We start from the raw sequence: 12,669 nt of genomic DNA on the forward strand, positions 1-12,669 counted from the left end.
GACAACAAATTACACTATAAAACCTTAAAAAATAAACACCCTACAGGAATAAGTAGCGTAAAATAGTGGTTTGTATAATTAAATTCTATCTTGTCAGGTGAGATCCACTGGCTGGCTGGCAAAACAGGGGCTAATTCCCTCTGTGAGCAGAATAAAATATTACAATGCAGGGATTTGCTGGAGATTTCAGCAAAAAATGATGGGATTTAAACCAAGTTTGTCGATATTGGCGCCAAAATAATATCTGGCGATATGGGGAATGCATCCGTGCTGGAGTCATCGGCAAGAAGCTGTGAATTGTGATGAGATATGAAGATTCATGTTGAGTCATTACTTTATTAGTCAGAATGCGAGTTCTGGGGTAGAATGCCAGCATTCGGTATGTGGTCTATTGCTTACAGCTGTATGACTTGCTGGGGGACCACATATAGGGCGAAAGATGCTAATTGATTAGCCATTTACCATCAGCCAGGGATGAGCCAATTCTGTGCTTGAGAGCTGAGTGAGGTTACCTTGACCGCGTTACAAAAAGCCGTTGAGTTACTACTTGAAAAAATTCGACAATCCACACCAACAACTCAACGAATTACGGTAAAGCTGGATCTTCCGGCCAATACCGATCTGATTGATTGGATGGAATCGCAGCCCCTATTTCCAAAATTCTATTGGCAATCACGCGATTGCCGCGAGGAAGTAGTGGCGCTTGGGCAAATCAAAACATTCACCGATCCAAAAGCTGCCGAGAAAATTCTGTCTGACGGCCAGCGTATTTGGGGAGGCCGTTCGTTTGATGGCCGCACCCAGCGCAACAGGCGTTGTATGCCTTCTTTTTTCTTTTTGCCGGTACTGGAAATCTTCCGTTTGGACGGTGGGTGGAATGTTGCAGTGAACTTGTCTGAGGAAAGTCGCGATAAGGTGACTGACGCCTTGGCCCAGTTGACATTGGATACCGCAGAAGTGCCTCAGATCAGCAGCAAGATCTTGGGGCGTACCTACAGCCCGGATTTTACGGGTTGGTCACAGATGATCGGCAATGCCCTTGAAGCTATCTCCCAAAAAGTGTTCGAGAAGGTGGTTCTTGCGCGCAAAACGACCCTGACCCTTGATACACCGGTCTCTCCGGCTCAGCTACTCAAAGCAAGCCGTGACAGCAACCACAATAGCTTCCACTTCATGATGGCCCTTGATGCCAAGCATTGCTTTGTTGGTTCTACCCCTGAGCGCTTGTTCCTGCGCCAGGAGCAAGATCTGCAAACCGAGGCACTGGCCGGTACGATTGGCCGTGGTGCCGATATTGCTGAAGATGATCGTTTGGCGCAATGGTTGCTGGACGACAACAAAAATCGTTATGAAAACCGTCTGGTCGTGGACGATATCGTTGATCGTTTGGTGCCGCGCTGCATTAGTATGAATGTGGCCCAGACACCGGAATTGATCCGGCTGAGAAAGGTTCAGCACCTCAAGCGGGGTATCGACGCCCAGCTCAATGACGGGGTTGAAAACTCAGAACTGCTCGACAGCCTCCAGCCAACAGCGGCTATTGCCGGTTTGCCACGGGATAAAGCCTTGGACTTTATCAGTGAGAACGAACCGTTTGCCCGTGGTTGGTATAGTGGCGCGGTTGGCTTTTTGGGGGCCCGCCGCAGTGAATTCTGCGTCGCGATCCGCAGCGCCTTGATCATGGGTGATGAGCTGCACCTGTTTGCCGGTGCGGGTATCGTTCCGGGGTCGACTGCTGATAGTGAGTGGAAAGAATTGGATCGCAAAACCTCGACCCTGTGCAGCTTGCTAGCGAGCGATGAGCCTGATTGGGAGCGCCGGACTGCATGAGCAATGGGGTATCGACACGCGCAGCCTTGAACCAGTTGTGGGCAGGGCTGATGCTCGAAGAATTAGTGCGCCACGGGGTCAAGCATATCTGTATTGCCCCCGGTTCGCGCTCAACACCACTGACACTCGCCGCGGCCAAAAATGGCAACCTTGCCATCCATACCCATTTTGACGAGCGCGGGCTGGGCTTCCTTGCACTAGGGCTTGCCAAAGCAACCAATGAGCCTGTGGCGGTTGTGGTGACATCTGGTACTGCGGTGGCTAACTTATTGCCTGCCGTTGCCGAAAGTGGCCTGACGGGGGAGAAGCTGGTACTGCTCACCTCTGATCGTCCTATTGAGCTGATTGACTGTGGTGCCAACCAAGCTATTCGTCAGCACGGCATTTTTTCCTCCCATGTCACCGCATTTGAAGCTATCCCGACGCCTTCACAAGAAATCAGCCCAGCTTGGTTGCTATCAACCGTTGATAAGGTGATGAACCAGCAATCCCAGCGTGGTGGTGCCGTACATTTCAACTGCCATTATCCAGAGCCACTGTATGGCGATGAGTGCGATTTCTCCAACTACCTTCAACCTGTCCGGCATTGGCTGTCAGGAGAAGACCGTTTCACCCAGTATATCGATGCACAAAGAAACGGAATCGCTTTTGATGCCTGTCACTGGCAATCGTTGCAGGGCAAAAAAGGGATTGTGGTTGCAGGCCGTATTGCCCCGGGGGAATGGGAGGCGGTTCGAACGCTTGCCTCTGCATTAGGCTGGCCGCTGCTGGCGGATCCGCAAGCCGGAGGGAGCAGCGACTGGGCTGGGTTTGATGTTTGGCTGCAAAACGATGCCTGCCGTGATTACCTCAACCAGGCTGAGTGTATCATTCAGTTCGGTGGCCGCTTGGTCTCCAAACGCCTGGGACAATTGCTCGATGCAAAGCCGTGGCAGGACTATTGGCTGGTGGACCCATTACCCGTTGCACTTGACCCTAGTTTTGCCGTAACGGCCCGTATCCAAGCTAATGTAGGTGGATTTGCCACTATTATTACTGAAAAAATGGAACCGGCAAAGGCTATTCATCATGGCTGGGCTGATAACCTCAAAGCGTCATCAAGCCAATGCTTGGCGTTGATCCGAGGTAAATACACCACGCTTAACGAAGTAAGCTTGGCGGCCAATATGATGGATTGGGTCGGCCGGGATACCTCACTGTTCTTGGGCAACAGCCTGATTGTACGTCTGTTGGATATGTGCGGTAGGATGCCGCAAACAGCAACTTTTGCCAACCGAGGGGCATCGGGTATTGATGGTTTGATAGCTACCGCCGCAGGTGTACAGCGTGCGGTTGAGCAACCGATGCTCTGTGTCTTGGGTGATACCTCGTTGCTGTATGACCTCAACTCGTTAGCCCTGCTCAAAGCGGTTAACCAACCTCTTGTGGTACTGGTAACCAACAATGATGGTGGGGCTATTTTTGATTTGCTACCGGTGCCTGATGCCCAGAAAGACAGCCTTTACCGGATGCCCCATGGCCTGACCTTCGAACATGCAGCGGGTATGTTTGGGCTTGGCTATGCTTGCCCTACGACGCTGGGCGAAGCCAAGCAAGCTGTCCAAGATGGTTTGGCAACGGTGGGTGCAACACTTGTTGAAGTTCAGACCCCATCAGGGGAAAGTGGTGAGTTGCTGCGGGCGGTGTTCAAAGAGATCAAACATGCAACTTTACTCTGAAACATACGGTACGCCTGCTACAGCAGCAGGCGAACTGGTTGATCCCGATACTTTGCCAACCCTCGTCTTTCTGCACGGCTTGCTCGGGTCAGGCCGTGACTGGCAGCAGGTTGTTAACCAACTGAGCGCTAAATATACCTGCCTGACCGTTGACCTGCCTGGCCATGGCCACAGTCGCCTACTACATGCGGCAAACTTTGAACAGACCAGCCAATGGCTATCAGAGACGTTAGCTGCCCGGGGGATAGAACGCTACGTCCTAGTGGGGTATTCGCTCGGGGCTAGGGCCGCGATGTTTCATGCCTGCCAACCGGCGGTGGCGTCAACACCGGTATCAAAACTATGTGGGTTAATACTGGAGGGCGGTCATTTCGGTTTGCCACCAAGTGATCGGGCAGCAAGATTAGAAAACGATCAGCGTTGGGCACAGCGGTTTGCCAATGAACCTATTGCCGAAGTGCTAGCCGATTGGTACTTGCAACCGGTATTTTCATCACTGAACTATGACCAAAGACAAGGTTTGATTGCCAAGCGCAGTGATAACCTTGGTGCATCTATAGCACATATGCTACTGGCTACATCGTTAGCCAAACAACCTCTCCTGCAATCCCAACTCACCGGGTTATCGATACCCGTGCATTACCTTTGTGGGGAGAAAGACAAAAAGTTTACGCTTCTGGCTGCTGAGTCCGAACTCTCTTTTCAAGTCATTGAAGATGCTGGCCACAATGTTCACGTTGAACAGCCATACTCCTTTGCCAGGGCCGTAGACGACTATATTTCAAGAACAATATTTAAAGATCATTCTCTTAATAATAAAGCAGATGGAATTTTATGATGCGTAGCGCGAAACTTTACCAATATCAGCTTCCTATGGACTCTGGCGTGATCCTCCGTACCCAGCGACTGGTTAACCGCGATGGTTGGATTGTCGAACTGCAGGACGGGGATAAGAAAGGGTATGGTGAAATTGCGCCATTGCCTGAATTCAGCCTAGAAACAGCAGAGCAAGCTGGTGAACAAGCCAAGGTATTGCTGGAGCAGTGGGTTGCGGGTCAGGCGCTAGATCTTGCTGATGCGCTTCCATCTGTTGCGTTTGGCCTGAGTATGGCAGAGCTTGAGCTGCAGGGCGGTTTGCCACAAGCGGGTAACTACACGGTAGCCCCATTGTGTGCCGGAGACCCGGATGATCTGGTCATCGCACTCAATAACATGCCGGGCGAGAAGGTTGCCAAGATCAAAGTGGGCATGTACGAAGCGGTTCGCGACGGCATGGTTGCCAATATGTTTATCGATTCCATCCCGGGGATTCGCCTGCGCTTGGACGCCAACCGTCAATGGACCCCACTAAAGGCCCAGCAGTTCGCCAAGTATGTGAAGCCTGAAAACCGTGGTGGTATTGCCTTCTTGGAAGAGCCTTGCCAAACACCGGCAGACAGCTTGGCGTTTGCCCAGGAAACAGGCATTAACATTGCTTGGGATGAAACCGTGCGTGATGAAGGCTTTGAAGTCAAGGCTGAGCCAGGTGTAGTGGCAATTGTGATCAAGCCAACCTTGGTGGGTAGTGTTGAGCGCTGTATTGAATTGGTCAAGCAGGCCCATGAAAACGACCTAACCGCTGTAATTAGTTCAAGCATGGAGACGAGCCTTGGCCTGAACCAGCTAGCTCGTTTTGCTGAGTGGCAAACGCCGGGTGTGATTCCTGGGCTTGATACCATGCAGCTATTCCAAAGCCAGCTAGAAACACCGTGGCCTGAGTGTGAATTGCCGGTGACAACATTGGCTGAGCTGGACGTGGTATGGTCCAAGTAACATCTGATACCCGATTGAGTTTGCCGGTGGAAGAAGTGGCTGATATGACGTTTTCCACTTGGCCTTGGCAATACTGGGCAAAAGAGCGGCCGTCTGCGGTCGCTCTCTCTTTTGCAGGGCAGCAATTTAGTTGGGCGGAGTTGGCCGAACGGGTTGATGAATACGCCCAAGGTTTGGTTGAGCAGGGGCTTAAGCGTGACCAACTGGTCGCTGTGGTAGCGCCCAATTCGGCATCGGTGATTTGGTTGCTGCTTGCGGTTTTACGTGTCGGTGCCCGCTATGTTGGCTTGAACCCCCGGTTGAGCCAGCAGGAACTGACCAGCCAGTTGGCCCAGCTTGAGCCTGACTTTGTTTGGTATCCGGCCAAAAACAATTGTGCAGATCAATGTGGGTTGGCGCTTCTCCCTCGCTTGCAATTACTGCCTCCGCAATCCCCTAGAATGGTCCCTGTGACGTGGCAAGCGACACGGGCTGCGACTTTGACCATGACCTCAGGCTCTACCGGCCAGCCCAAAGCGGTTGTGCACAGTGCCCAAAGTCACTTGGCGAGTGCGGCGGGCTTGTTAAATTGGATGGCGTTTGAAGCCGATGATAGTTGGTTGTTGTCACTGCCGCTATTTCATATTTCAGGCATGGCAATTGTCTGGCGCTGGTTATACCGTGGTGCCCAAATGGTCGTTGAACCACCGCAAGAGCTAGAAGTGGCCCTGAGCAAGGTCACCCACGCATCATTGGTGCCGACCCAACTTCAGAGGCTTTTGGACAATAGCGACATTGCTGGCTTGTCTTTGAAACGAGTATTGCTTGGCGGGGCAATGATCCCGGTGAGCCTTACCGAGCGCGCCAAGCAAGCGGGAGTCGAGTGCTGGTGTGGTTATGGCATGACGGAGATGGGCTCGACTGTCACGGCCAAGCTTGCCGATAGCAGTGCGGGTGTTGGTGCTGTTTTGCCAAACCGTGAGTTGGTGCTTAAAGAGGGTGAAGTCCTGGTAAAAGGCAAGACCTTGGGAATGGGCTACTACCGTAACCGAATGGTTTTTCCTTTCTCGGATCAAGACTGGTTTGCAACCAAGGATCTGGCCATCTGGCAAGACGAGGAGTTGTTTATCCTTGGCCGTAAGGACAATATGTTTATTTCTGGCGGTGAAAATATCCAGCCGGAAGAGATTGAAAAAGTCCTCTTGTCCCATCCTAAAGTCCAGCAGGCTTTTGTCCTGCCGGTAGATGACACTGATTATGGCCAATGCCCAGTGGCCATTGTCGAGACCACTAACGAGCTTGTTGCTTCTCTTCAAGATGAGTTGGCTGCGTTTATGAAGAGGCAGGTGATGGGACTTCGCCGGCCGGTTAAGTACTTGGCTTTGCCTAGCCATTTAAGCTCGGGTGGGGTCAAGATATCTCGCAAGCAGTTGGCTGACTGGCTGGCTGGGCAAAAATAATATAAAAAAGGCCAGCGGGTTGATAAACCCACTGGCCTTTTTAAAATCTAACATCGCCAATCGCCAATCGCCAATCGCCAATCGCCAATCGCCAATCGCCAATCGCCAATCGCCAATCGCCTCAGCGATTTTCTCCCCTCAGTGTCAGCACTTCTTCACGCAAATGGCTACTATTGGTGTCTTCCGGCTGAACCGGCTTCCCGGCGACAATCGTCACTTTTGACCAGAAACGTTTAGGGATTTTCAGTAGTGCGCGGCCACCTTCTCGGCTGAAGAAGCTGCCCCAAAGGCCTTGGATCGCCACAGGGACAACAGGTACCGGGGAGCGCTTGATGATCAAATCAATCCCGCGCATAAAAGGCCCCATCTCGCCATCGTAGGTCAACTGGCCTTCGGGGAATACACAGACGACCTCTCCACGCTCAAGGTGTTTGCTGACGCCGACAAAGGCCTTCATGACTGACTTTCTATCCGTGGCATCAATCGGGATCACCTTGCAGGCTCGGCAGAAGGCCCGGATCATCGGCAGGTTGTAGATATCCCTGTCCATCAAAAAGCGGATTGGGCGCGGGCATGCACCGGCAAGCAGCAGAGCATCCATGTAACTGACATGGTTAGAAACAATCAGCACTCCACCTTTGTCTGGGATGTTAGCCAGATCTTTGTGGGTTACGCGGTACATGGTGTGGCTAACGAGCCAAACCATAAAGCGCCAGAAAAAGTCAGGTGCCTGCACGTAGATGTATACGACGACTACCAGGTTGAGTACCGACAAGATCAGGAAGAACTGCGGTATGGTGAATTCCAGCACCGACAGTACCACAATGCCGCTAATCGCACTGACCACCATGAAGATGGCGTTCCAGATATTATTTGCCGCAATCACCTGGGCCCGCTCAGATTCCTTGGCGCGGTGCTGCATCATGGCATAGAGTGGGACAATGAAAATACCGCCAGAGACCCCAAGCATAGTAAGGCAAACAAACACGCCAAGTAGTTGAGGATCAGTAATAAACTCAAGAATAGGTTGGGTTTCAGGCAAAGTGCTTGGGGTACTGAACATTAGCCCAGCACCAAATAGGGTGATCCCCATGCTCCCCAGTGGCACAATGCCCGGCTCGATACGGTGGCCTGATAACCGGTCACACAACAGTGAGCCAACGGCAATACCAATTGAGAACAGGGTTAGCAGGAACGAAACCGACGCCGCATTGCCACCGAGGTGCAGTTTGGCAAAGTTCGGGAATTGTGTCAGGTAACAGGCCCCGAGGAACCAGAACCAGCTAATCCCCATGATACATTGGAAGACGGTTTTGTCTTTGCGGGCAATCGCCAGCGTCTTACGAGTTTGTTTAACCGGTTGCCATTTAAAAACGATATCTGGGTTACTTGGCTTGGTCGAAGGGATCGCTTGTGAGCACAGGTAGCCGATAATAGCAAAACTGACCACGCTAATGGCCGCGATATAGGTTGCCTGTTCCTGGTTGGCAATAACCCCAGCCAGCAAGGTACCAATGAGTATGGCCAGGAAGGTACCGGTTTCAACCAGTGCATTACCGGAAACCAACTCTTCTTTTTTCAGTTGTTGGGGAAGTAGGGCGTACTTGGCTGGCCCGAAAAAGGCTGACTGGGTCCCCATTAGGAACAGCAGGATTAGCAGCATCAGGTAGTTTTCACTGATAAACGCAATCGCAGCCAAAGACATGATGATGATTTCGGCCATCTTCACCACGCGCATAATATTAGCTTTATCGTATTTGTCTGTGATCACCCCGGCTGTGGCGGAAAAAAGGAAGAACGGCAAAATGAATAAGCCTGCAGCCAGATTGATGACCAGATCGCTGTCTACCGGTAAGGTACCGGGAGCGGCAAACGCAATAAGGATAAGCAGAACATTCTTGTAGATGTTGTCATTAAACGCCCCGAAGGCCTGCGTAAGAAAGTAGGGCAGGAAGCGCCGCTGAGTTAGGAGTCGAGACTGATCTGACATGAATACTTTAGCCTGAGTTCGAATGGGTCATCGAAAGTAGTCACCGCAGGTAGTGCGGGTTGAATAAAGACGTTATCACTTGTTGACATGAGAGTATAGGTATCTGGCCTAAGCTTAGACCAGATACGGCTTAATAACGGTTAACAGCTTACCCTTTCCAAGCGTTGAGGTAAGTGCTTAACAGGTTATCAATCAAAGCTTTGCCATCAACCGGTACGGCAGTAAACAGCTTGTCGTCTACCGATAGCAAGGTGATACCGTGTACACCAGACCAAATCACACGGCTGGCTTCCAAGGTTTCATCACTGCTTAGGTTAGGGTTGATTTGGTGGATCAAGGTTTCCAGCATACCGGTCATGTTGTTGATACGCTCAGATTGCCACTCCGGCAATTCCTCACCATTCATCGTATGTTGGAAAATAAGTTGCCAGCGGTATGGGTTCTGCGAGGCAAAATCCAGGTAACAGTATGCAAGGCGCTTGAGTGCATCTTCCGCTGATGAGGCTTCTTTCATTTCCGCTTCTGCTTGGGCAAATAGCTCATCAAGAGTCTGGGCCACCGCATGCAGCAGAAGAAGGTTGTAGTTACCGAACACGTTGACCAGTGTACTAGGCACATAGCCTATCATAGCGGCGACTTTGCGCAGGCTGAGTTCATGGTGTGGGTGCTGGGCGAGAAAGTTTTTGACTTGCTCCAGTGTCATACTTACCAACTCTTCACGAGTATGGTCGTTTCGTCTTGCCATCGAAGTTACTCTTAATCGACTAAGTCTTATTTTGCTTAATTGTAATATGCCCAACTCGAGTGGGTATGATGCGAAATAAGTTTTTTTGCCAAAAGGCAAAAAATAATTAGAACATTGTTCGATATTTTAGTGTTTTCAACAAGAATAGGTCAAGCAACATATCCTGCCTAATAACCTTTTCTAACATTTACTTGGTGAGTTGTGAGCCCAGTCATGGCTGATGCCAGCATTATTTTGAATGCTGGCATCAGTGTTGATTAGATTTACAGCACTATGCCGATAGGCCCTTGGCCCCGAATTAGGCGCGGCGGCGCTCCTGGTTCTGGATGGAAACTTGGTCATTCAAGGTCCAGAAATCAACCAGAATACCAATTAGGAAAAAGCCAAAGGTACACAAATACAAGATACCAGTTAACCATTTGCCCATGTACATACGGTGAACGCCGAACACGCCAAGGAAGGTCAGTAATAGCCAGGCCACGGTGTAGTCAATGTCACCGCCCTGAAAACGCAGGTCGGCCTCGCGGTCCATGGATGGGATCAAAAACAGGTCAATCAACCAGCCGATACCTAGCAGCCCTAATGTGAAGAACCAGATGGTGCCGGTAACCGGTCTACCGTAGTAAAAGCGGTGGGCACCGGTAAAACCGAAAATCCACAATAGATATCCGATCAGTTTGCTGTGCGTATCTTGCATATCTTATTCCGCCTACAAATATTTTATTAACACATTGAAGTTATTAGTATTAAAGACTAATCCAATCTAGCATGATAGGGAAATATTTCGTCGGTTATTAATATTAGTAACAATTTGCTTGTGTGGTTTGGTTGACATTCAGTTGTGGCGGTTTACGATGCAAGATTCTATATGAGGCAAAGGTAATTCATTCAAATGAAACGCATCTTCACAGTTTTTGCCCTTATCCTGACAGTTGCATTCGTTGCTCCTGAGGTTGAGGCAAAGAAATTTGGTGGCGGTAAATCATTTGGCAAAAGCTTTAAAACTGCGCCAGTGAAAAAGCAGCAACCACAACAAACGGACACCCTGAGACAGCAGCAACAACCCGGTGCTAATCAGGCAGCAAACTCAAGCAAGAAGGGACTAATGGGCGGCCTGATGGGCGGACTATTGGCTGGTGGATTGCTAGCAGCCTTCTTTGGTGGTGCGTTTGAAGGTATCCAGTTCATGGATATTTTGATCTTGGGCTTGATTGCCTTTGTTATCTTCAAGTTGTTCAAAACAATGCGTGGTGCCAAATCGACCCCGATGGGCCACCGCGAAGCGTATGCTGGTAACTCCCCCCGCCAACCACAGCAGCCTAACCAGTTCCGCCAGCAGGCGAGCCAAGGCGGTATGGCACAGGAAGAGTACGTATCAACTGACAGCGACGTGCCATTCAACCTGCCTCCGGGCTTTAACATGAATGCGTTCCTGAACGGCTCCCGAGAGCACTACCGGACTATCCAGGGCGCTTGGAACCACAATGAACTGGCTAAGATCAAAGAGTACGTCAGCCCTGCGCTGCTTGACGATTTGATTGCAGAACGTGCCAAGCTAGAGGGTGAGCAGCATACAGAAGTGATGTACGTTGATGCAGAACTCGTTCGAGCTGACTATGATGCCAACATCGCCCAACTGAGCATCAAGTTCTCTGGCCGTTACAAAGACCGCCAAGAAGGTGTAGAAGAAGATATTACAGATATCTGGCATCTAGAGCGCGACTTGCGCACTCCTAATGCGCCTTGGTTGATTGTCGGTATCCAGGCATAATACGACCAAGCGATATTTTAAAACCGTCCTTCAGGGGCGGTTTTTTTATAACAAAAATATGATCTTGCTCGCTTTCGCGATGCGCTTGAATTGATCTTGCTACCTACTTTTCTGGCCATAAGCCGCTAGTATTACTGTTAGGTTAATTCAGTAAGAGAGAAATGCATGCCGTACAATGCCGATTTGGTTCACGAGATGAACCTGCTAGTAAAATTCCCGATGCACAGCGATTTGGAGGGGATTAAAGTGCACAGTGGTGCTGCGCCTGAAATGGTGGCAGCTGCACAGCGTTTGTATGCCAAAGGGTTGGTGACCCAAGAGGACGGCGGCTACTTGACCTATTCGGGTCATCAGGCGGTAGAGCACGCCAAGTCCGTTCTACGTATCCTAACCGGCAAGGTGGCGGTTTAGGTCATAGTTTCTAATTCGGTAATGTTTTCCAACGCCTGCTTGTTGCTCGTTCCGCACAGTGACGGGCAGGCTTTAAATTGATGGCACACGGCAGGGCGTTCTGGCTTGCCGAAAATCTTACACAAATTCTCGTCATTGAGCTGGATGCAGCGAACTCCGGCCGGTTTGCCTTTCGGCATGCCGGGGATCGGGGAAGAAATACTCGGTGCAATACAGCATGCGCCACAACCTAGTCGACACTCCATCACTTACCACTCATCTACACTAATAAAAACGGTTGCGAACGTTACCACTCTCGCCGCTACGGATCAAAAAAATGTGGCATTTTAAATCATGGATACGAATGACTATTATTACATGGTGTAATTGGTAGCAAAGGGCCGGAAGTACTTGCACTTTATAGGTGTGGAAGCTATAAAACCGCCTCCATGATAGCCTTGGCAACTAAGGGCAAGGTAGAGAGCAACAGAAGGCAAAGTGATGACGCACTATTGGCAAGAGAAAGATTTGAAGGAAATGACCGATCAGGAGTGGGAAGCGCTGTGTGACGGCTGCGGCAAATGCTGCCTGCACAAACTGATCGACGATGATACCGACGAAATCTACTACACCAATGTTGCCTGCAGCCTGCTGGACAACGACACCTGCTCTTGCAAAGATTACCCGAATCGCTTTGAATCGGGTGAAGAGTGCCTCAAGTTGACCCGTGAGCGTATCGACGAGTTTGTCTGGCTACCTGAAACTTGTGCCTACCGCTTGCTTGCAGAAGGCAAGGAGCTACCAGAATGGCACCCGCTGTTGACCGGCTCGAAAGATGCCATGCATGCTGCCGGTGAATCAGTACGCGACAGCGTAGTGTATGAGATCGACGTGATCGACTGGGAGGACCACATCCAAAACTTACCTGAATGGGCTAAAAAGAGTTAATTAACTTTTAAAGTTGAGAATGGTTT

The 12,669-nt window shown here is 50.4% G+C and carries 12 protein-coding genes; 8 read left to right on the plus strand and 4 right to left on the minus strand.

Translation table 11 applies throughout. The features are described 5' to 3' along the window. The first annotated feature begins 513 nt into the window (after positions 1-513). From C9J01_RS15900 to menE, 5 genes are read left to right on the plus strand one after another with little or no spacing between them, the layout of a single operon-like run. Positions 514-1,830, plus strand: a complete 1,317-nt coding sequence (locus C9J01_RS15900) for an isochorismate synthase (protein WP_107299122.1) — start codon at positions 514-516, stop codon at positions 1,828-1,830. Further along, positions 1,827-3,548, plus strand: coding sequence for a 2-succinyl-5-enolpyruvyl-6-hydroxy-3-cyclohexene-1-carboxylic-acid synthase (gene menD / locus C9J01_RS15905; RefSeq protein ID WP_107299123.1), 1,722 nt, complete (start codon positions 1,827-1,829; stop codon positions 3,546-3,548). The genes C9J01_RS15900 and menD overlap by 4 nt, the downstream gene beginning before the upstream one ends. Further along, a complete protein-coding gene (menH, locus tag C9J01_RS15910; RefSeq protein ID WP_107299124.1) occupies positions 3,532-4,386 on the plus strand; it encodes a 2-succinyl-6-hydroxy-2,4-cyclohexadiene-1-carboxylate synthase in 855 nt (284 codons plus the stop codon). Before menD ends, menH begins: the two co-directional genes overlap by 17 nt. After that, positions 4,386-5,360, plus strand: coding sequence for an o-succinylbenzoate synthase (gene menC, locus C9J01_RS15915; RefSeq protein WP_107299125.1), 975 nt, complete (start codon positions 4,386-4,388; stop codon positions 5,358-5,360). Before menH ends, menC begins: the two co-directional genes overlap by 1 nt. 44 nt (positions 5,361-5,404) lie before the next feature. Continuing rightward, entirely contained in the window at positions 5,405-6,799 is a 1,395-nt protein-coding gene (menE, locus tag C9J01_RS15920) for an o-succinylbenzoate--CoA ligase (protein WP_419687127.1), read from the plus strand. Between the two features lie 121 nt (positions 6,800-6,920). Here menE and C9J01_RS15925 read toward each other — a convergent pair whose 3' ends face one another. The 3 genes from C9J01_RS15925 to C9J01_RS15935 all read right to left on the minus strand — a co-directional run bounded on the left by C9J01_RS15925 (position 6,921) and on the right by C9J01_RS15935 (position 10,231). Next, positions 6,921-8,789, minus strand: coding sequence for an MFS transporter (locus C9J01_RS15925; protein ID WP_107299126.1), 1,869 nt, complete (start codon positions 8,787-8,789; stop codon positions 6,921-6,923). A gap of 148 nt (positions 8,790-8,937) precedes the next feature. Continuing rightward, on the minus strand, positions 8,938-9,534 hold the full coding sequence (locus tag C9J01_RS15930; RefSeq protein WP_107299127.1) for a TetR/AcrR family transcriptional regulator: 597 nt from the start codon (positions 9,532-9,534) through the stop codon (positions 8,938-8,940). A 298-nt stretch (positions 9,535-9,832) separates the two neighbouring features. Next, a complete protein-coding gene (locus C9J01_RS15935) occupies positions 9,833-10,231 on the minus strand; it encodes an NINE protein (RefSeq protein ID WP_107299128.1) in 399 nt (132 codons plus the stop codon). 195 nt (positions 10,232-10,426) lie between these two features. Here C9J01_RS15935 and C9J01_RS15940 point away from each other — a divergent pair, with 195 nt between their 5' ends. Together C9J01_RS15940 and C9J01_RS15945 are read left to right on the plus strand one after the other, a co-directional pair. Continuing rightward, a complete protein-coding gene (locus C9J01_RS15940) occupies positions 10,427-11,305 on the plus strand; it encodes a Tim44 domain-containing protein (protein WP_107299129.1) in 879 nt (292 codons plus the stop codon). A gap of 165 nt (positions 11,306-11,470) precedes the next feature. Then, positions 11,471-11,716, plus strand: a complete 246-nt coding sequence (locus tag C9J01_RS15945; RefSeq protein WP_107299130.1) for a TIGR02647 family protein — start codon at positions 11,471-11,473, stop codon at positions 11,714-11,716. Here the strand turns inward: C9J01_RS15945 and C9J01_RS15950 are convergent. Further along, positions 11,713-11,961 carry a YkgJ family cysteine cluster protein gene (locus C9J01_RS15950; RefSeq protein WP_107299131.1) on the minus strand — a complete coding sequence of 83 codons (249 nt, stop codon included), beginning with the start codon at positions 11,959-11,961 and terminating at the stop codon, positions 11,713-11,715. The two genes, C9J01_RS15945 and C9J01_RS15950, sit on opposite strands and share 4 nt — an antisense overlap. A 235-nt stretch (positions 11,962-12,196) precedes the next feature. Here C9J01_RS15950 and C9J01_RS15955 point away from each other — a divergent pair, with 235 nt between their 5' ends. Next, complete coding sequence (locus C9J01_RS15955) at positions 12,197-12,643, plus strand: YcgN family cysteine cluster protein (RefSeq protein ID WP_107299132.1); 447 nt, start codon at positions 12,197-12,199, stop codon at positions 12,641-12,643. The last annotated feature ends 26 nt before the right edge of the window (positions 12,644-12,669 follow it).

It is taken from the genome of Photobacterium rosenbergii (genome assembly GCF_003026455.1).
In the GTDB taxonomy this organism is placed as follows: domain Bacteria; phylum Pseudomonadota; class Gammaproteobacteria; order Enterobacterales; family Vibrionaceae; genus Photobacterium; species Photobacterium rosenbergii.